Here is a 20,744-nt window from a genome sequence, read left to right on the forward strand (position 1 = left end):
TTGTTGCGCCAGGCGCGTATCGGAACAAAGTACTACAGTGTCGCCGGCACGCGCAAAAGGACATGGGCTGCTGTATTTTGCGGTTTGCGGCGGTGAATTGTCTTGGGCGCCGAGCGCTTCGCGCGATGGCGCACAACCCCAGGAAAGTGTTCGACGATTTTCCGTTCTGAACGACGGGAATTAAACAGTTCTGGACAGCTCGCGGCGAAGCGGCGACAGTGCTGCAAACGGCTTTGAGGCGAGCGCAATGGCGGCGGCCGCGGATTTCGAACAAGCGATCGGGCAGGCGTTCATCGTCGAGACCGGAGGCGGGCGTATCTCGCTCGAACTGAGCGCCGTCAACCGCATCGCGGCCAGCCCGCGCCCGGGCGGCGGTTTTTCCCTGCTGTTCCGGGGACCGCGCGAGATCGCGCTGCCGCAGGCGACCTACAGCCTTGCCGGCACCAGCGGGGTCCACGACATCTTCATCGTGCCGGTTGCAGCCGACGCGGCCGGCCGGACCTACGAAGCGGTGTTCAATTAACGCCGGTTTTGAGCTGCAGGGCCAAAAAGCGACAATCTTAGCCGTCGGCGCCGCCCCTCACTGTCGCACATCTCTCCCCGTAAACGGGGCGAGAGCGGCTGGCCGCAACGCCGGCGCATTTTCTGCAACGCTTGTGATTGGCGAAAGCGGCGATGACAGCGCCCCTCGCCCCGTTTACGGGGAGAGGATGCCGGCAGGCAGGTGAGGGGCAGCGCCAACCAACGATCATGGATCCGCCGGAGAACAGGCCATCAGATCATAGACGCCCTTGTCCTCGACGACGACAAAGCCGAGATCGAAATAGAGCCGCCTTGCTGGGTTGTTCTTCTCGACATGGATCGATATTAGTTTGCCGGCTAAGCATGCCTCGTCTTTCAGGTCGCGCAACAGGGCGCCACCATAGCCCTTGCGGCGATGCACAGGCAAAAAAGCGATGTCGATGATGCGGTGTTGGCTTGGCCAGCGCTCGACATAGAGCCGGCCGATGTCTTGCCCGGCATGGCTCACCACGAGCCAGTCGGCCTGCGGATAGTGCTTGTGGTAGTGCGCGTGCTGCGCCTGGAACTGCATGTCGAGAAAGGCGGCCTTCTGCGCCTCGCTCCAGTCCGTCACGGCGAGCTCTTCCATGCGGGTCGAGGCATAGAGCCGCGACAGGAAGGCAATGTCCGCCTCCGCGGCGGCACGGAAAGCGAGGCCGGCCTGCCGTGACCGGGACCACGCCGGAGCGGGATAGACCAAAGCCACGCCGCTTGCGGTCAACGTCAGACCGGCGGCGTCAGGTCGCGCACCACCGCGATCTGCTTGAGGTTGCCGGTGGCCAGAGCCGTCCAGCTCCACTCCCATTCGGAACTGTCCATGGCCATCTGGTTGATCGTCCACAGACCATTGGTCCCATCGTTCGTGATCATCATGCTGAACAAGGCAAGGCGACCATCGGCATTGTAGTCGAGCGACAGCCGTGTGTTGGCGCCGGAGGCGCTGAAATCACGCCATCCAGACCAGTTTTGGGTGGCCGCGTCGTATTGGGCGTTGAACGAGTGGACATGCTGCTGGTCGGAGGCGACCAGCATGATGTCACCGTCCCCCTGGATGCCGGCGCAGAGCGTGTATCTGGGAACCCTGCTGTAACCGGGCGTCGCCCAGTTCGTCCAGGTGTCGGAGCCCGCCGGCAGTTGCTTGGTATGCAGGACCTGGCCCGGCTGCGTCATGGCAAAAAGATTGGTGGCGCCCAGCGGGCCGACGATCGGCGCCATTTCCGTGAAAGGATAGCCGGCGTCGATCTGCACCCATGGCGTCCAGTCGGCCACCGTCAGCGCTTGGGCCTTGGCCTGCTGGCAGCGATAGAGATGAAGGGCTGAGTTGATGCCGAAGAGCGCAATGCGGCCGTCCGCCTGGCGCAGCGCCGTGACCGCCACGAGCTGGCCGGTCAGTTGTATCCAGGCGCTCCAGGGCTGTGCGGGCGGCCTGAGCTCGTCGACGGTGACGACGATCGGCGTCGTGGTGCCGGGCGGCGTGATGGTTTTCTGAACCTGAACGATCACGTCCGGGTTCTGGTAGATCCACCAGATGCGGCCCTGATTGTCGGTGAGGAAGATTTCGACGCGGCCGTCAGCGTCGCGCGCCATCGAGAGTTTCTGGTAGCTTGTTGCGCCGGGCGGCGCGCCAATGCCGACCGGCGGGTTCCATTTTTCGACCGGACCGACCTGGTTGGCGTCCTCCGTGATGAAAGACAGGTTGGTGGTGCCGGTCGGTTGGGCCACCACGGCGACGCGCCCGTCCTTGGTGAGACCCGCGGTCATGATCACCCAGGCGCCGGCGGCGATGGGAGACCATGCGGCAGGCCACGCCCCGTTGGGCGCGACTTGGGCCTTCTGGATCAGCCGTCCCGCCGCGGAATCGATGCCGACGACCATCAGCCGCGACAGTTCGAAGAACGACACGCCTGGCACGTGCCCGGTTGGCGCCGCATGGGAGGGTAAGTGAGCGTCTTCGTTAGCCATGGTAACGGCCCCGCCTTGTTGGCTCGAAAATCAGGTTCTCGGTGGGAACACGCCCTGCAGGGCGATGCAGAAATTGCAGGTGAGATAAGGCTGCAGATTGTTGTGCGGCTGGTCACCGCCGGCAGGCGCGAGCATGTTGTCGTTCATTGGCGTCAGCGCGGGTATCGGCGTCCCTGGAACATAGGCGAAAGCGCCACCCGACTTGCCGAGAATTCTCGACGGGCTGGGCACCTGGACGTCGGCGACGTCCTGGGTTCCGACCATAACGTTGTGCGCATGGATCGGTATTTCGCTTTGGAGCAGCGTCACCGTCTCCGAGCCGCTACTCTCTCCGAGATCGTGCAGTGACAGGCCAGGTCCCTGACCGGGGTGCATTGGCGCGCTGCCCTGGAGATTGGGCAGCGCGAAGTTCGACTTGCCGTCGCCGCCATAAGTCGTGCCGAGCAACGAGAACAACGCCGTGTTCTGCGACAGCGGCAAAATCTGCCCGTCGCACAGCGCCCAGCCCTTGGGCGCGAAATTGAACGGGAAAATGCGGATTTCCGCAACGAACGGATCGGCCATGACGGTCCTCTCAGGTCTGCGACGGGAAAATGCCGAACAGCGAGATGATGAAGTTGATGCATAGATACGGCTGGAAATTGCTATGCGGCTGGCTGCCGCCGACGGGTGACACCATGGTCGCGGCCATCGGCCCATCGGGCGCCTGGCCATCGATGTACATGAAGATCGTCCCCGTCGTCTGGTCGAGGACATTCCCGCCCGGATTGGTCCCGGTACCGGTTTGGCCCGATGCCAGCATGGGATGCGAGTGAGCCGGGATCTGCTGGATCGACAGCGTGATTTCCTCCGCGCCGCCAGTCTCGGCCAGGGTGAAGCCGTTGCCCTGATGGAGCGGTAGCCGGCCACGCAGGTCGGGCAGCGCGAAAGTGCTTTCGCCGTCGCCGCCATAGGTGGTGCCGATCAGTTGGAACAGCGTCTCGTTTTCCGAGATAGGCAGCAGTTGTCCTTCGCAGAGCATCCACCCAGCCGGCGCGAAATTGCCGGCAAACATGCGAACTTCGCCAACATAGGGTTGTGCCATGATCGCGTTTCCTCAGGTCTGCGACGGGAAAATGCCCTGCAGGGCGATGCAGAAGTTCAATGTCAGGAAAGGCTGCATGTTGAGGTGCGCCTGCGAACCGCCAACATTGGCGATGCTGGCAGGGTGCAACGAGGTCAGGTTGGTAGCCTGCGCATAGCCATTGTTGAAAGCCCCCAGGAAATTCCCGGAGTTCAGGGGCACCGTGCCGTTGGCGTTCGTCGCTCTCGCCTGGTGAACATGGGTCGGCAATTCCGCAATCGACAGCGTGTGGGATTGCTCGCCGCCCCGCCCGCCGAGGTCATGCCCGTTGCCGACATGGATCGGGACCCTGCCCCGGAAGTCCGGCAAGCCGAAATTTACCCGGCCGTCGCCGCCAAAGGTCGTGCCGAGCAGTGAAAACAGAGCCTGGTTCTGATTTATGGGAAGCAGTTGGCCGTCGCAGAACGCCCACCCCTTGGGCGGGAAACCGAAGGACATGATGCGGATTTCGGACAGAAACGGCTCTGACATGCGATACCCTCCCACTGCCGCTTCGGACTATACACGTCACGAATTATAAGTCTACTGGTAATACTTAATCCGGATAAATTTTCATAAATCTCCACCGGATCGCTTACTGGCAACTTCAAGTATATTGTTAACTATATACTTTACAGGCCTCGATTGAGGCGTATGTAAGAATCGCCTGGCGAGTTCGTCGCCCGTTCAGACTATGGCGTCGAATAGAAGCCCGCCGTACCACCGGTGCCGATCGTGACACTGACAGTGCCGCTGTTGATGGCTTGCACATAGCTCATGACAGCCGCGGCATCGGTTGCCGCGCCCGCGTAAGCCGCGGCGCCGCCATGCAAGCCAACATGGACATCGAACCGCGTGCGGAGACGCATGTCTGTGCCACCATTGGCACCCGAACCTGTGAAATTGTTGGCCAGGCCGCCAGCACCGCCGAGGGTCAGCGAGACCGTCTGGGCGTCTCCAGCAACCGTGCCGGCGTTCAGTTCGAAACCGTGGTTGCCGAATGTGCCTGGATTGCTGGCGGTGTTGCCTTGTACCACGGCCGTCAGCTTGTGGTTGCCGCCATCGACCGCATCACCCGTCTGCAGCAGAATGCCATCATTGTTGTACTGATAGAGCAGGTTGTTGGTGATCGTCACGCTGGAATCGGCGCCGCCCAACGTGACGAAGCCGATATCGCTGCCCTGGGCCGATCCGCTGTTCGCCACGCCGGCGACGCCGATCGTGTTCGAATCGATCGTGCCGTTGAACGAGCTGGCGCCGGAGCCGGTGCTGATGCCCAGAGCCGTGCCCAGCGCATCGCGCATCGTATTGTGGGCGATGTTGAAGGTCAGGTTCGCCACGTCGCCGGCGCCGCCCGAACTGATCGTGATGCCGCCGCCGCCCGAGACGATGTTCTGGTTGTTGTTCGACAGCGTGTTGCCGAGCGCTCCAGTGGCGCCGCCGAACACCAGATCCGACTGGACGTTGCCGTGCAGATCAAGCTGGAACAGGTCGCCGCGCGCGGAGGTGAATGTCGAGCTCTGGACGGTCGCGTTGAAGACGCCGTTCGTCGCCTGGAACACCAGCGCGTCGCCTGACGAGTTTCCTGCGGCGGCGTTGGTCGCGAAGGTCGAACCGGTGATGGTGATCCGGTTGAGAGTCTCGCCATTGTTGTTAAAGACGTGGAATGCGTCCAGCGCCGCGCCGGTGAAGGTGGAATTCGAAACCGTAGCGGTGCCCTTGAGGCCGGTGAAATAGGCATTGCCTTCGCCGACTCCGGCAACGCTGGTGCCATTGCTGCCGTTGATGATCGTATGGTCCAGCGTGAAGCCGGTGACGTTGTTGCCCAGAATGCCGTAATTCTGGAAGTCGTTCATCTGCAGGCCGTTGAGCTGCACATCCGTCGTGCCGTTCAGGTAGATGCCGACGCCTTGCGCGGTGCTGCCATCCGCGCCTGTCTTGCTGGAGATGACGCCGCCGCCCGAGGCGCCGACCGTTGCACCATTGCCGGTCACATGCAGGCCACCCAGGGCACCCGTGGTGTCGAGGATAATGCCGGTGGCACTGCCGCCGCTGGAACTGATGCGCTGGAACGTCAGGTCGCTCGCACCGATCGTCGTGTTGGCGACGTTGAGTGCTGTGGCCGTGCCCGAGCTGATCACGCTGCCGGTGCCGGTGGCGCTGATCGTGCCGCCGCCCGTCGCGCTGAAGCCGGCGACGTTCGAGCCGGTCAGCGTCAGCGTGTTGGTGAAATTGATCGTCGATCCGCCGTTGCTGGAAAGCGCTATGCCGGCGCTGGAGCCGGTTGCCGACACCGTGCCGCTGAAGGTGGCCGTGCCGCCGGTGCGGCCTGCGATGCTGATGACGTTGCCGACGGCGCTCGTCTTGGCGATCGACCCGCCATAGGTGATGGCCGCGGTGCCGCCGCTGACGTCGAACGCGGTGCCCGAGGCGCCGCTCAGCGCACCGGTGCCCAGGTTTACCGTGCCCGTGACGTTGGTCAGGGCGACATTGTTGACGCCGCCGCCCGAAGTGGTCGAGGTGAAATTGATGCCGGCCGCGATGCCGTTGAGGTTGATCGCTTGGGCGGCACTCGCGCTGATCGAGCCGGTGGTGACATTGACCGTCCCGCCATTGGTCGCGGTGAAGGCCGTGTTGGAGCCGCCCGTTGTGACCACGAGGTTGGCGAAGCTAACGGTCGAGGCCTGGCCGCCATTGTTGATCGAGACGGCGGCGCCGGTGGCATTATTGTGGGTGACGGCGCCGGTGAAGCTGACTGTGTTGGCTGCCGTCGCGCCGGAGATGACGACGCCGCTGGCGCCGATGTTCGACGTCACCGCGCCGGCAAAGCCGAAGCTGCCGCCGGTGCGGTTGGTGATGCTGACCGCGGTGCCGATAACGCTGGTGACCGAGCTCGTGCTGTCGAAGCCGAACGCCGCATTGCCGCCGATCACGGACAGGCCGCTGCCGCCCGTGGTATCGACATTGGTGGCGGTGACCGTTCCGGAGGCCGCGCCGAATTTGATGCCGGTCGCGGCCGAGGCCGCGATGAGGGAGACATTGGTCAGCGTCGTCGTGCCGGTTGCGCCGGCGCCGAAGTCGATGTCGGCGGCCGTGACGTTCCTGATCGTCATGTTGCTGATCGTGGCATTCGCCGTCGCGCCGCTGATGCCGATCGCGGCATTCACGCCCGCGCCGTCGTCGCCGTTGATGGTAAAGCCGTCGATGATGTTGCCGCTGGCCGAAAGCGTGATGACGCTGCTGCCATCGGCGCTTGTCAGCGTGGTGGTGCCGCCCGGCGTCTGATCGGCGATGGAGATGGTGTTGCTGGCCAGCTGGATCGTCGACGGCACCGTCAGCGCCAGGTTGATGTTGCCATTGTCGAAGCCGCGCACCTGCTGGCCGGTCAGCAGGTTCAGCGTGTCGTTGCCATTGGTGCCCTGTGCGGTGATGGTGCCGCCATCGTTGACGAGGACGATGATGTCCGTTGCGGCCGCGTTGAATTCGGCGTCGGCCAGCGTCGCCAGATTATTCTGGTCGCGGCCGCTGCCGTCGCCGGTCGACGCCGCGCCGACGAAATAAACCTTGCCGACACCGAAGCCGAGGCCAGGCGTGGCCTGGAAGTTCACATCCTTGAAATTGTAGGTGCCCGCGGCCGGCGCGACGGAAGCGTCGATGCCGACACTGGCACTGATGGTCGACAACTGGTCGGCGGTATCGCCGTCGCCAAAGGTGAAGGCGACGTTCGTCGTGCCGTTCAGGAACACGCCGGTGTTGACGCCCGCGATGCTCGAACTGTTGCCGGCGAGGTTCGCATCGCCGAGCCGCACCGTCTGGCCGCCGGTGGCGCCTCGCAGGTCGACGCCGATCGAGGTGCCGGCGGCGGCGGCATTGGTGACGTCGAAATCGTTGGCCGTGATCGCCGCGTTGATCGTCGAACCGTTGAGGTCGAAAGCCACGGCCGCGTTATCGTTCAGGCCGATGTCGAGACCGTTGAAGGAAAGCGCCGCACCCTGCGTGCCGGTGACGTCGACGCCGCGAGAGGTGATGCCCTGCAGACTGACCGTGCCGAGCGCTATGGCGCCGCCGCCCGAGGAGGCGACATTGGCCAGCGAAATGCCGGTCGTGGCGCTGGTGGTGGATACTGAGGAGAAGTTGAGCCCCGCCGCGCCGATCGTGATGCCGCTGAGGTTCAGTGCGGTGCCGCCGCTGGTGGTGGCGATCGTGTTGCCGCTTCCGCCGGCGGTAACAGTGCCGGCGCCCGTGGCGCTGAACCCCGTGCCCGCCGCCGTGGTGATCGCCAGCCCACCGCCGCCGAAATTGATCGCCACAGGGGCGCTGTTGCCGCTGATCGCGACGCCCGCGCCGGTCGAGCTCATAGCGATGGTATAGCTTGCGCCGTTGATGTTGAAGGTGCCGCCGGTGTTGTTGACTATCGTAACGCCGGAACCCGCACCGGTGAAATTGTTGGATGCCCCCGAGGCGGTCACTGTGCCGCCGGTATTGTTGTTCAGGTAGATACCATTGCCATTGGACGTCAGGTTGCCGCTCAGCGAGACGAGCCCGGCCCCGGCCAATCGGTTCTGCACTTCAAGGGCTGTGCCGGCGGCGGCCGACATGGTGGCGCTGCCCGAATAGCTGACTGCCGCCGTGCCCCCGCTCACGATGAACGAGACAGCCGCGGCGCCGGTCAGCGCGCCCGAGCCAAGGTTAACCGTGCCGCTGGTGTTGACAAGGTTCACATTGGTGCTGCCGCCGCCGGACGAGGTCGAATCCAGGGCGATGGTTGCAGCGACGTTGGACAAGGCGATCGCCGTGCCGCTGGTTGAATTCACGCTTTCGGCGCCGCCAGTGGCGGTGATGCCCATCGTGGCGCCACCCCCTCCGGAAATGCCGACGCCGGTCGTGGTATCGATCGTCACGCCGCCGGTGAAGCTGGTCGTGCCGCCGGTCTGCGTAAGGCCCGCGCCGCTCGTCGTGTCGATGTCGGCGAGGCCGCCGACGTTGAGCGTACCACTGGCCCAACCGATGCCGCCGCCGGTCGACAGTACGTTGTTGACCGTCACCGTGTTGAAGTTGAAGGTGCCGGCATTGGTGTTTACCGCGCTGATGCCGGCGTCCGCCATGCCGGAGATGTTGGTGGCGCCGGTGACGGTGAAGGTCCCGGCGACGCCGTCGAAGATGATGCCGCTCGCGCCGCCGGTCGCGGTGACGCTGCCGATCGTCATGCCAACCGTCAACGGGTCGAGATCGATGGCGGTGCCACTGGTGGTGTCGACCGAGCCGCCGCTGCTGTTGAGCGCAAAAGTGGTGGCTGGCGGACCCTTGGCATCGACCAGCAGGCCGGTGCCGTTGTTGTTGAAGACAGTGAACGTGCCGAGATCAAGCGTGCCGCTGGTGCTGGTCAGGCTGAGGCCGTCGCCCTGGACCCGCGCGCCTGTCGTGCCGATGTCGAGCGTACCCACCGAGACCGTGCCGCCGGCGCCGGTCGAATCGAAGGTGACATTGCTGAAGGCGAGGCCGCCGCCGGTACCGCCGGTGACCGTGTTGCCGGCAAAAGATCTGACAGCGATCGAATTCTGCGTCGCGTTGATGTTCTGGCCGACGAACGACGCTGCCAGCGCCGATCCCGTCGATTTCAGCGTGTTTCCGTCGATCGACAGCAGCAGCTTGTCGGCCGTTGCGCCGCCGCTGGTGATGAAATCGAGCGCCCTGCCGCCGGCGGCGATGTCGTTGTTCCTCAGGAAGAAACTGGAGGCGGCCGACGCGCTGCCGGAAATACCGGCGCCGGTGCCGGTGTTGCTGATGATGAGGTTCTGGACGCCACCGGTGATCAGGCCCGAGCCTGATGTCGCCAGGCTGACGACCGATCCGGCGTTGTTGCTCTGCAGGACAGGCCGCAGCGTATCGATGCCGGCGGGGGCCGAGACGACCGTCGAGTTCTGCACGGTGGTGAAATGGAACGACGCCCCGGCGCCGCCGCTGGCGTCGACGCCGAGCTGCGAGACATCGACGGCAGCGTCGCCGCTCTTGAAGGCGAGCAGCACCTGTCCGTCGTCGAGCTGGAACGACGTCCCGCTGAGATCGATGGTTTCCTGGCTGCCGTTGACGTTCTTGTCGATCAGCACCACGACGTTGGCGGTGGACGCCTGGGCGCCGATATAGCTACCCGGATTGGCAAGGCTGCCGTCGCCGGTGCCGCCTTCAACGACGTAGTAGACGCTGATCGTCGACAGGTTCGAAATGTCGCCGGTGAAATTGACGTCGTTGAAATTGTAGTTGCCATTGGTCGGCAGCGTGTCGGTGGCGTGGATGACCTGACCGCCGGTGGTGGCGATCGACGATTCGGCCGGACCCTGGCCGTCGCCGAAGACCAGCTTGGCGTTGGTGGTGCTGGAGAACTGCACGCCATAGCCGACATTGGCGATGGTCGAGGTCTGGCCACTCGGACCGGGGTTGTTGTTGACGAGGTCGCCGAGCTGGATCGTGCCGGTGCCGGTCGTGCCGGCCATGTCGATGCCGATCGTGCCGGCGAAGCTGCCGCCATCGACGTCGAAATCGCCAGCCGTGATGTTGCTGGCGCCGAGCGCGGCGCCGCTGAGGTCGAGGCCGATCGCGTTGGTGGCGCCGAGCCCGATGTTGAGGCTGGTGAAATCAAGCGTCGAGCCGATCGTGCCGGAAATGTCGACGCCACGCGAGGTGATGCCTTCCAGGTCGACCGCGCCGAGGCTGACGGCGCCGCCGCTGACATTGTTCAGCGCAATGCCGGTCGCCGCCCCGGCGACCGTGATGGAATCGAAGGTGACGCCGCCGGCGCCGACTGTCGCGTTGCCGAGGTCGAGCGCGGTGCCGGTCGTCGTGGTGATGGTGTTGCCGCTGCCGCTGACGCTGACCGTGTCGGCGGAGGCTACATGGAAGCCCGTTGCGGTCGTTGTCGTAATGGCAAGGCCACCATTGCTGAAGTCAATCGTGCCGTTCGGATTGCCAGTCAGGCTGACGCCGTCGGTCGCGCCCGAGCTGATCTGCTTGGTGGCGCCGGAGAAGGCAACGGTCGCCGCCGTGCCGTTGTCGATAGCGGCAACTATGATGTTGCCGCCGGCTGCCGCGTTGTTGTCGGTGAGGTTGCCCGACAGCGTCACCGAGCCGCCGGTCAGTTCCTGGATCGAAACCGCCGCGCCCGTGCCGTTGCTGGCGATGGTGCCGCCATAGGAGATAACGGCGTTGCCGCCGCTCTGATCGGTCGCCGAGCCGATATTGAAGGACGTGCCCGCGCCGGTGTTGGTCAGCGTGCCGGTGCCGAAAGCGGCTGTGCCGCTGAGAGCCTGCAGGTCGATGCCGTTGCCCGAGCCGAACGTGGCGTTGGTCGAGGCGAAGTTGATACCAGCGGTGATGCCGTCGAGCGCCGCCGCTTGGGCGCCCGTGGCACTGATCGTGCCCGTCGTGACATTGACCGTGCCGCCGCCAGTGGCGGTGAAAGCCGTCGCGCCATTGGTGGTGATGTCCACATCCGCGAAGGTAATGGTGGAGCCGGTGTTGCTGGTCAGCGAAACGCCGTTGCCGCCGATGGTCGCCTTGTCGGTAAAATTGACCAGGCCGCCGGTGCGGTTGGAGATCGTGACACCGCCGCCGGTCAGCGTGCCGGCCGGGCCGCTGTTGGGCAAATTGCCGCGCGTGAGCGTGATGTTGCCATCGCCGCCATCGGCGGCGAGCAGCGTGCCGGCGACGTTGATGTTGTTGTTGGTGATCGACACGTTGGTGGTGAGGCCGTCGACCTTGAAGGCGGTCTGGCCAACGGCGACATTGCTGACCGTGACGCCGTCAACGACGATGCCGCCGGCATTGCCGAAGCCGACCGCGCTCTCGTCGATGAGGAAGACCGAGCCGCTGCCGCCGCTGAAGTCGAAAGCGGTGTTCTTCACCTGATTGCTGCCGAGCAGGTGCAGGGTATCGCTGCCCGTGCTCTTGACCACGCCCTCGTCGCCGGTGACGTTGCCGCCGGTTGCCCCGAGATTGCCCTGGACGTTGATCGGCTGGACCGTGCCGGAGGTGAGGATCGAGTTGCCGTTGCCGAAGCCGGTGATCGACTGGCCCGAATCGAGCGTGAACGGCGTGCCGCTGAGATCGACCGTGCCGACAAAGGCGAAGACCACACCGCTGCCGCTCATGGCGTCGGCGGCGGTCACCGAAATGGTGCTCACATCCGCGCTCAGCCCGTCCGTGCCGGCGGCGATGACGCCGCCGTTCTGCGAGACCATGATGGTCCCACCAACCGCGCTGGCCAGATGCGCGCTGCCGGTGAAGGCGACATCGTTGAAATTGTAATTGCCGAGCGCCGGATTGAGCCCGATGGTGTTGACCGTGTAGCCGCCGGCTGCCGCACTGATGGAGGACTGCAGGCCATTGCCCGCATTGCCGTCGCCGAAGGTGAAGTTGGCATTGGCCGATGTCGCCGTGGTGCCGCCCGACGACAGTTCGACGCCGACGCCGACATTGGAAATGCTGGAGCCGGCCTGGAAGGTGATGGTCTTGTCGGCTTGCGTCGACGACAGGTCGATGCCGCGCGAGGTCAGGTCGCCGTTGCCGGTGATATGAGTCACGCCGAAATCGGCCGTGGCAAAGGCGCCGCTGAAGTTGATGCCGGTCTGGTTGGCGCCAGCGCCCATTGTCACGGTGGTTGCCCCGAAGCTGGCATCGGCACTGGCAGTTGCGAAGCTGATGCCGCTCTGGTTGGCGCCGGCGCCCATCGTCACGGTGGTCGTGCCGAAGCTGACATCGGCATTGGTGAATGAGAAGTTGATGCCGGCCACGTTGGCGGCAGAGCCCAGCGTGACCTGGGTCGTGCCGAAGGTGACTGAACCGGCAGTGTTGGCGATGGCGATGCCGGGGCCGGCGCCCGTCACCGTGACCGCTCCGAAGGTTGCCGATGCGGTGCTGTCGACACTGCCGACAACCAGGCCGGTGCTCGCGGCATTGGTGATCGACAGCGGAGCGGTAACGTTCAACTTGGCCGTGCCGATGAGGTCGATGGCAGACGCTCCACCGCCGCCTGTCGCCGACAGTGACGGGCCTGTGAAGCTGATCGTGCCGCCGCTCAGGAAAGCCGCCGAGCCGATCTCGAAAAGCCTACCGGTGCTGGTCGAACTGATCGCGCCGCTGAAGGTCACCGAGCCGCCGGTGATGCCATCGACCTTGACCGCCGTACCCGGTGCTGTGGCTGAGCTGGAGATATCGGCCGAGACCGTGATCGCAGCGCTGCCGCCGGAGACGACGACGCCGTTGCCGGTACCGGAGTTGGTGATCGTGCCGCCGATGCCGATGGTACCGGTGTTGTTGGTCAGGCTGACATCGGCGCCGGCGATATTCGTGGTGACGAGATTGTTGACGCTGACGGTCGCGGCACTGTTTTGAACCAGCAAGCCGGGGCCTCCGCCGACCACCGTGTCGATCTTCGTCGTGCCGTTGAAGCTGTAGACGCCGCTGGCGACATTGTTGAGGCTGATGGCGACGCCGCTGATACGGTACAGGTCGACGCCACCGAAGGTGACGTTGCCGCCGCTGGTGTTGCTGATGGCGATACCGGTCGAAACGCCGCCGCCGGAACCATCCACGGTGACGCTGGAGAAGTTCACCCCGGCAGTCCCGATCGTCATGCCGGCGATCTGGATGCCCTTCTCGTCCGGTCCGAGACCGGTCGCCACCGTGTTGCCGGAGCCGGTTGCCGTCAGCGTACCGCCATTGACGGCGCTGAAGGCGAAGCCGCCATCCGCGGTCAGGTCGAGCCCACCGGTGAAGTTGATCGCGCCGCCGGTGTTGCCGGTCAGGTCGATCGCGTTGGCCGCGCCCGTGCTGGCCGTGATCTTGCCGGCGAAAGTGGCGCTGCCGCCGGTCATGTTGGAGATTGTCACCGCGCTTGCGGCAGCGGTCTGATTGATGGTGCCGTTGAAGGTGACGTTGGGCGTGGAGCTGCTGATCGAGAAGGCGTTGCTGCTCGTGCCGGTGATGGAACTGCCGGCCCCGAAAGTCAGGGTTCCACTCGAGTCGTTGACGATAGAGACGCCTATGCCGCCGCCGGTAATATCGAGGTCGTCGAAAGTGGCGGTGCCATCGAAATTCTTGGCGGACAGCCCGACATTGGTGGCATTGCCGATCGTCGTGTTGCCGGTGAAATTGACGGTCGCGCTCGAGGCGACAAGCTCGATGCCGGTTTGGCTCGCATTCTGGACATTGAGATCGTGGACCGAAACCGTGCCGGTCACGCTGCCGAGGAAAAGACCTGTGTCGACATTGCTGAGGGTCACGCCCTGGATCGTCAGGCCGTTGATCAAGGTTGCGTTGATGCCCGCGTCGCTGCCGCCCGAAATGTTGAAGTCGAGCAGCGAATTGCCGTTGGCCACTGTCACGACACCGCCGGAGCCGGAATTGGTCAGCGTCGCCGCGCCGCCGCCCGGATCCGAAACGACCTGGTCGTGCTGGATGTTGTCGCCCGTGACGTTGATCGGCACGCCGCCGAGCGAGAAGGAGCGGCCATTGCCGAACGAGGCCAGCGTCTGCCCGTCGCTGAGCGAGAAGCCGTTGGCAGTATCGATGGGAGATCCTTCGTTGACCAACACGAAGATCGCATTGTTCTGGGTGTTGGCGTCGGCCAGGTTTATCGCGAGCAGGCTCGATGTCGAAGAACCATCACCCGACGAGCCGACGCCGCCGACGAAGATCACATTCTGCTGGTCGAACAGCTGATCGCCGCTGAAAGTGGTCGAGCCGAACGCGTAGTGGCCGAGCGTCTGGTTGAGGCCGCGCGCGTCGAGCGAAGCGGTGCTGCCGGCAATCGAACCGCCGCCAAAGCTGAATTCGGCATTGGCCGAATGGGCCAGCGAGCCCGCTATGCCGAAGCGCACACCGGTGTCGACACCCGAAATGGAACCGCCATTGGTGATGATGATCGAGGCGCCGCCGGTGGTGTCGGCGAGGTCGATGCCGATGGTGCCGGCGGCGCCTGGGCCGGTGATGTTGAGCGACTGCGCGGTGAAATTGGTCTGGCTGCCGGAGAAGTCGAGACCAGAGCCGACGCCCAGCCCGGAAATGACGATGTTGCCGGCGACTACGGCGGCGTTGACGCCGCTGAACGACATGCCGCCGGCGCCGGGATTGGTGATTTTGATGTCGCCGAAGCGGATTGTCGCCGGCGAATCCGTGATCTGGATCGCCGCTCCGGTCGTGTTGGAAATCGTCGTCGAACCGTTGACGGTGAAGCTGCCCGAGACGTGGTCGAGCACCACGCCCGACGTGCCGCCGGTCTGGCTGATCGAATCCAGCACCACATGCGCGGTGATCGGGTCGATGTAGACGCCGACGCCGCCATTGCCGGAGATAGTGCCGCCGGTGGTGGTGAAGCTGCCGCCGCTCGACGTGCCCTGCACGGTGATGCCGCGGTCGGTATTATCAAGCGCATTGACCGTCGCGAAGGTGTAGGTGCCCTGGCCGGTGATATCGAGGCCGTCGTCGAGATTGCCCGACAGCAGCGTCGTGCCAGTGAAATTGTAGGTGCCGTTGTCCTCGATGTGCAGGCCGTCGAGACCGTTATTCGTGGACGTGAAATCGGACGCCTTGACGTTGGTAGAATTGCCGGTGAACTCGGCGCCGTTGCCGCCGGCGCCCGTCACCGTGACCTTGGTCAGCGTCGTGCCGGTGACGTTGTTGCCGAAGATGCCGTCGGCGCCGCCGGTGATGGTGATGCCGTTCAGCGTGTTGCCGGTGCCGAGCGTGATGACGTTGTTGGCGACGTTGGTGCCCTGGATCGTGCCGTCGCTGCCGCCCAGATTGAAGGTGGCGGTGCCGCCGCCGGACAGTTTCGCGGTGACGCTTTGGCCACCGCCGATCACGGTCTGGCCAGTGGCAAGTGTCACGCCGGCAGTCGTCAGATTGCCACTGCCACCCAGGGCAACGACAAAACCGCCATTGCCGGCCTTGGTGACCGCGTCGTCCAGTGTCGTCGGGTCGGCCTGCGTGCCGGCGCCGGCCAAACCGCCATCGGCGAAATAGAACTTGCCGAACGCGGCATTGGTGGCGGCGTTGATGGCGACGCGCGTCGTCGAGCCGCCGATCTTGTCCTGCGACTGGACCCTGACGCCGATATCGCCGCGCACCCGCTCGTTGACGCGCTTGCGCAGGCCTTCGCTGGCCGGATAGACCGGGTCCGTGCCGATGGCCCCGGTGCTGTCCGAGCCGTGGCCCGGATTGAACGGGATGTTCAGCCGCACGCTGCCGGCGAACTGGGTGTCGTCGCGGTTGTCGTTGCGCACCTCACCGGTGAAGGTCAGCGACGTTCCGGTGCCGAAGACATCACCGATCTCATATTCGATGCCGGCCTTGGCGCCGGTGACGCTGCCGTCATCGCCGTGCGGATCCTCGAAATGATAACCGCCAATATCCAGCCGCAGCGAATGCTTGTCGGGCAGGTTGACCGGAACCTGGGCGCCGATCTCGCCTTCGATGCCCCAGGCCGCGTAATCGCGATGGTCGAGCACCGAGATCTGCTCGATCAGCTGGTTGGAGACCATCGACAGGGTTGAGCTGGTCGAGTGGTCGGTCGAGTCGCCCTTGATCGGCACGAAGACGTTCACATGCGCGTCGAAATTCGGCGTGATCGCCTCGACGCCCAGCGTGCCGCCGGTGAACTGGGTGCCGCCGTAGCTCTCGGCATTGAAATAGGCGTATCCGCCGAGCATCAGGTCGGGGTTGACGATGCGGCGGATGCCAAGGCCGATATCCTGGCCGAAGGCATCCTTGAAATCGTGCTTGGCCCGGACATCCAGGAACAGCACCGATTCGGCGGTCTGCTTGATCGGGATGAAGCCTTCGAGCGCAGCGTTGCCGCCATTGTTGTCGGCGCCGATAATGGCCCGGATCTGCGGCTGCCAGAGACCGGCATCGTCGCCATAGGCAGCCGCGCCCGAGAGCGCCAGTGCCAGCGACGTAAGCGCCGTCGTCTTCCAGAGATGCCTGGCAATACTCGAACGGCGATAGCCGGCGCGCACGTGGAAACCCTCCCCACGCGCCGCCATCCCACCAACTTGCCGAGACTTCTCGGTAGTTCCCATCCCCTGGCGAGCCCTTCTGGGACTACACGTCCCGCGTGCCGATATTTACTGGAATTCTATTGTATAGCGAGTCCCTAAAGATGCGGCTGCTGTGGTCGTCCGCCAAAGTTCTTCCCTGTGGCAATATGGACACAGTAAATTTGCCGGCTTGCTTGGCTGGACTCGCGGCTTCCAGGCCGGGTTGGAGTGTTGTATCAAGCCGTACTGCGGGAATACCAGCCGGGGCACAAGGAATATGACAGTTGCTTTAGCGAGAGCTAATATTTCAGGCTTGGCCGTAGGTATTGTCACTCTGTGGCTCATCCTGTCGGTCGCTGGACCCGCACTTGCCGAGGACGCGGCCAAGCCGGCCCAGCCCCAACCGGCCCAGCCCCAATCGGCCCCGCCCAAGCCGGCCGACGCCAATCCCTGGGCGGTGAACTGCTCCAGCGGCTCGGCGAACGCCGAGCTTCAATGCCAGCTGTCGCAGAACCTGACCGAAGCCAAGACAGGACAGCGCGTGCTCACCGTGACGGTGCGCCGCGACAATGCCAATGGCAGCCTTGCCATGCTGCTCGCTTTGCCGCACGGCCTGTTCCTGCCGTCCGGCGCCAGCTATCAGGTCGACCAGGGCCAGAAGACGACCATCGCCATCCAGACCAGCGACCAGAACGGCGCCTATGCCGCCACGCCGCTGCCGCCGGATCTGGTCAAGGCGATGAAATCGGGAACCAATCTGAACATCGGCATGGAATCCGTCACCCGCAAGCCGGTCACCATCCCGGTATCGCTGGCCGGCTTCACCGCCGCGCTGACCAAGCTGGAATCGATCAAGTAGCCATTGTCGGCCGCTTGATTGTCCGCACCCTTAATGCTCCGTTGCCGGTTCGGGCATATGGAGAAATTTCATGACGGGCTTTGTCGATCGCCAGCGCGCCACACATTTGATGCAACGCGCCGGCATCGCGGCGCTGGTGCTCTGCGCGCCCGAGGCCTTCCATTATGCGACCGGCGCGTCGATCGGCCCGGCCGGCCTGTTCCGGCGCGCCGGCGCCGGCTTCGTCGTCATCCCCGCCCGTCAGGACCTGCCGATCGGCGTCGTGGTCGCGGACTTCAACGCGGCGCAGCTGCGGACCTCGGCGCCCGAAATGGTTGTGCGTTCGCACCCGATCTGGATCGAATCCGCGCCGGTCGAGACAGGGCCTCACAGCCTTCCTCTGGCGGAGCGTATCGAGGCTGGCCTGGCTTCGCTCGACCGCGCGCCGGATTTCTCGCGGCCCGCCACTTTCGATCTCGCCGGCTCAGTGCGCCAGCTGCAAGCCATGCTTCTCGATTTCGGGCTGGAGCGCGCCACGCTCGGCCTCGACCTCGACTTCATTGCCGCCGCCGATTTTGCCGCCATCCAGGCGTTGCTGCCTGATTGCCCCGTCGTCGACGGCTCGCCCGTGCTGGACCGGCTGCGCGCCGTCAAGTCGCAGCGCGAGATCGACCTCCTGCGGCAAGGCATCCTCCTGTCCGAGGCCGGCCTGGAGCGGTTGCAGGTCGATGCCATGGCCGGCATGCGCCAGGGCGACCTCGTCGCGCTCTACCGGCAAGGCGTCGCCACGGCGGCGGCCGGGCTTTCGCATCCGGTCATCACGGCCGAATATGTGACGCTCGGCGCCCAGGCCAAGGGCGCGGACGCCGGGGCCGTGGCTGGCGATCCGCTGAAATGCGACATGGTCTGCACGGTCGGCGGCTACGCCTCCGACATGTCGCGCAACTTCACCTTCGGCCCGCCCTCGGCGGACCAGGCGGAGCTGCACGCCATTGCCGAGCGCGCCTTCGAGAATGGCCTGGCCGAGCTTGTCCCCGGAAACACGCTCGCCCATGTGCATCGCGTCGCCACCAACAGCCTGGCGCGGCAAGGCCTGCGCTCCTACCGCCGCGGCCATTTCGGCCACGGCGTCGGCCAGTCGGTTTTTTCCGAACAATGGCCGTTCATCGCGGCCGGCAGCGATGTCGTGATCGAGCCAGGCATGGTGCTGGCTTTCGAGATCCCGCTCTACATCGACGGCCTCGCCAGTTTCAACCTCGAGGACCAGTTCCTGATCACGCCGGATGGACCGGTCGCCATGAACCGGCTGCCGAGGCGGCTGGAGGTGATTGGGTAGCGGTCCCTATCGCCGTTGGCACTCTACGGCGCCCCCCTCTGCCTTACCGGGCATCTCCCCCACGAGGGGGGAGATCGACTGTCGTAGCCGCCGTCGCCAATCTTCAACATGGCAAGAAGAGGAGCCGGCGCCGAAGCCGCCAATCTCCCCACCCGTGGGGGAGATGGCCGGCAGGCCAGAGGGGGGCGCCGTAGAGCGCGAACGCCGATGCTTAGGCCCTTGGCTGCTAAGCACTCACCGGCGGCCGCCTGTCCCTCCAAGGCATTTCCTCTTCGAGCTGCGCCGACGCCGCCAGCACTGTCGCCTCGTCGCCGTAGCGGCCGACCAGCTGCACGCCGATCGGCACGCCGCCTTTCGACCAGCCGAGCGGCAGCGAGATCGCTGGCTGGCCTGAAATGTTGAACGGGAAGGCAAAGACGGCGTCCGTCCATTTGGCGTTGTAGCGGTCGATGTCCGTCTCCGACATGTCGTAATAGCCGAACGGGCGCGGCAATTGCGTCAAGGTGGGCGTGACGAAAAGATCATAGCCATTGAGGTCGCCGACAATGTCGCGGCCGACCTGCCTGAGCTGCTCGACATCGCAGATGTGCCTGATGCCGCTGGTGGCGCGGCCGCGCTCGATGATCGCCCAGGTCACCGCCTCGACATCGCCAGGCGTTACCGGCCGGCCGATCACCGTTTCGAGATAGTCGAAGGTCGCCGCCGTCTGCACGCAGGTCATGTTGGTGTAGGTCGTCCACACGCCGTTGGCATCGAGCGGCATGTCGTGCTCGTCGACATCATGGCCAAGCCGCTCCAACGTCGCCACGGTCGCCAGCACCGCAGCCTTCACCTCCGGATCCATGGCCGTGCCGTTGGGCGGCGTGACGGTGAAGCCGATGCGCAATCTCTTCGGCGCGCTCGCCGACAGGCTGAGCCAGGACGCATCCGGCACCGGCGGCGTATAGGGCTCGCCGGGCAACGCGCCGGCGACGGCGTCGAGATAGGCCGCCGTGTCGCGCACCGTGCGCGAGCAGCAGAGAAAATAGGCGCCGCCATACCAATAGTCGCCGAATGGCGCGAGGCTGACGCGGCCACGCGACGGCTTCAGGCCCACAATGCCACAACAGGAGGCGGGAATGCGGATCGAGCCGGCGCCGTCGCTTGCTTCCGCGATCGGCACCATGCGCGAGGCGATGGCCGCCGCCGCGCCGCCGCTCGATCCACCGGGCGTGATGCCTTCCTTCCACGGGTTCTTCGTCGTGCCGTAGAGTTTTGGCTCCGTCGTGATCGACCAGCCGTTTTCGGGCGCGTTCGACTTGCCGACCAGCACCAGTCCCGCCGCCTTCATGCGGCGAACGACTTCGGTGTCGAAGTCGGCGACGACGTCTTTCAGATAGAGGCAGGAATTGGTGTTCGGCGCGCCTTTCCAGGACGAGGCCAGTTCCTTGAGCAGGAATGGTACGCCGGCAAAGGGTGCCGATGTGTCGACTGTCCGCGCCTGGGCGCGCGCCATGTCGTAGAGGCGGTGGATGACTGCGTTAAGCGCCGGATTCAACCGCTCGACCAGTGTGATCGCCGCCTCGACCAGCTCCGCCGGCGAAACCTGGCCGCCACGCACCAAGCTGGCCAGGCCGAGCGCATCGGACTCGGCGTAGGTTTTCAACAGGCTGTCGGTGATCATGTCTCTCTCCCAATTCTCGATGCCAATTGCCGACGTTGGCACTGCCCCTCATCCGCCTGCCGGCACCTTCTCCCCGTATAGTGACGGGGAGAAGGAGGCTGTCGCGATCGTCGGCGCTCTTTCTGCAACGCTGGTGATTGGCGAAATCATCAGCGACCGCGTTTTTCTCCCCGTCCCTATACGGGGAGAAATGCCCGGCAGGGCAATGAGGGGCAGCGCGAACCTGAAACGATTGTCCCTGTGGAGGC

At 64.8% G+C, this 20,744-nt stretch carries 10 protein-coding genes; 3 read left to right on the forward strand and 7 right to left on the reverse strand.

What is annotated here, in order from left to right:
• Nucleotides 1–247 precede the first annotated feature (247 nt).
• Nucleotides 248–523, forward strand: coding sequence for a hypothetical protein (locus tag EN861_RS33360; RefSeq protein WP_135867717.1), 276 nt, complete (start codon nucleotides 248–250; stop codon nucleotides 521–523).
• A 225-nt stretch (nucleotides 524–748) separates the two neighbouring features.
• Here EN861_RS33360 and EN861_RS33370 read toward each other — a convergent pair whose 3' ends face one another.
• The 6 genes from EN861_RS33370 to EN861_RS33395 all read right to left on the reverse strand — a co-directional run bounded on the left by EN861_RS33370 (nucleotide 749) and on the right by EN861_RS33395 (nucleotide 16,665).
• Nucleotides 749–1,267 (reverse strand): GNAT family N-acetyltransferase, encoded by a 519-nt coding sequence (locus EN861_RS33370; protein ID WP_245512166.1) that lies wholly within the window; start codon nucleotides 1,265–1,267, stop codon nucleotides 749–751.
• 17 nt (nucleotides 1,268–1,284) lie between these two features.
• Nucleotides 1,285–2,523, reverse strand: a complete 1,239-nt coding sequence (locus EN861_RS33375) for a hypothetical protein (protein ID WP_189343799.1) — start codon at nucleotides 2,521–2,523, stop codon at nucleotides 1,285–1,287.
• Between the two features lie 30 nt (nucleotides 2,524–2,553).
• Nucleotides 2,554–3,087 (reverse strand): tail fiber protein, encoded by a 534-nt coding sequence (locus tag EN861_RS33380; RefSeq protein ID WP_135867719.1) that lies wholly within the window; start codon nucleotides 3,085–3,087, stop codon nucleotides 2,554–2,556.
• Nucleotides 3,088–3,097: 10 nt separating this feature from the next.
• Complete coding sequence (locus EN861_RS33385) at nucleotides 3,098–3,607, reverse strand: tail fiber protein (protein WP_135867720.1); 510 nt, start codon at nucleotides 3,605–3,607, stop codon at nucleotides 3,098–3,100.
• A gap of 12 nt (nucleotides 3,608–3,619) precedes the next feature.
• Nucleotides 3,620–4,117, reverse strand: coding sequence for a tail fiber protein (locus tag EN861_RS33390; RefSeq protein WP_127872743.1), 498 nt, complete (start codon nucleotides 4,115–4,117; stop codon nucleotides 3,620–3,622).
• A gap of 200 nt (nucleotides 4,118–4,317) precedes the next feature.
• Nucleotides 4,318–16,665 (reverse strand): hypothetical protein, encoded by a 12,348-nt coding sequence (locus EN861_RS33395; protein WP_189343800.1) that lies wholly within the window; start codon nucleotides 16,663–16,665, stop codon nucleotides 4,318–4,320.
• Nucleotides 16,666–16,972: 307 nt separating this feature from the next.
• Here EN861_RS33395 and EN861_RS33400 point away from each other — a divergent pair, with 307 nt between their 5' ends.
• Both EN861_RS33400 and EN861_RS33405 read left to right on the forward strand, forming a co-directional pair.
• Nucleotides 16,973–17,518: an invasion associated locus B family protein gene (locus tag EN861_RS33400; protein WP_245512167.1), complete on the forward strand. Its 546-nt coding sequence runs from the start codon at nucleotides 16,973–16,975 to the stop codon at nucleotides 17,516–17,518.
• Between the two features lie 70 nt (nucleotides 17,519–17,588).
• On the forward strand, nucleotides 17,589–18,833 hold the full coding sequence (locus EN861_RS33405; RefSeq protein ID WP_135867722.1) for a Xaa-Pro peptidase family protein: 1,245 nt from the start codon (nucleotides 17,589–17,591) through the stop codon (nucleotides 18,831–18,833).
• A gap of 226 nt (nucleotides 18,834–19,059) precedes the next feature.
• Here EN861_RS33405 and EN861_RS33415 read toward each other — a convergent pair whose 3' ends face one another.
• Nucleotides 19,060–20,496 (reverse strand): amidase, encoded by a 1,437-nt coding sequence (locus EN861_RS33415; RefSeq protein ID WP_135867724.1) that lies wholly within the window; start codon nucleotides 20,494–20,496, stop codon nucleotides 19,060–19,062.
• Nucleotides 20,497–20,744 lie beyond the last annotated feature (248 nt).

Origin of the sequence: Mesorhizobium sp. M8A.F.Ca.ET.218.01.1.1 (assembly GCF_004791165.1) — a bacterium.
Lineage (GTDB): Bacteria > Pseudomonadota > Alphaproteobacteria > Rhizobiales > Rhizobiaceae > Mesorhizobium.

Bases quoted from the DNA above. Each gene is read 5' to 3' on its own strand.
- EN861_RS33380 (WP_135867719.1), bottom strand. From the start codon at position 3,087: ATGGCCGATCCGTTCGTTGCGGAAATCCGCATTTTCCCGTTCAATTTC.
- EN861_RS33395 (WP_189343800.1), bottom strand. From the start codon at position 16,665: ATGGCGGCGCGTGGGGAGGGTTTCCACGTGCGCGCCGGCTATCGCCGT.
- EN861_RS33375 (WP_189343799.1), bottom strand. From the start codon at position 2,523: ATGGCTAACGAAGACGCTCACTTACCCTCCCATGCGGCGCCAACCGGG.
- EN861_RS33360 (WP_135867717.1), top strand. From the start codon at position 248: ATGGCGGCGGCCGCGGATTTCGAACAAGCGATCGGGCAGGCGTTCATC.
- EN861_RS33385 (WP_135867720.1), bottom strand. From the start codon at position 3,607: ATGGCACAACCCTATGTTGGCGAAGTTCGCATGTTTGCCGGCAATTTC.
- EN861_RS33405 (WP_135867722.1), top strand. From the start codon at position 17,589: ATGACGGGCTTTGTCGATCGCCAGCGCGCCACACATTTGATGCAACGC.
- EN861_RS33390 (WP_127872743.1), bottom strand. From the start codon at position 4,117: ATGTCAGAGCCGTTTCTGTCCGAAATCCGCATCATGTCCTTCGGTTTC.
- EN861_RS33415 (WP_135867724.1), bottom strand. From the start codon at position 20,496: ATGATCACCGACAGCCTGTTGAAAACCTACGCCGAGTCCGATGCGCTC.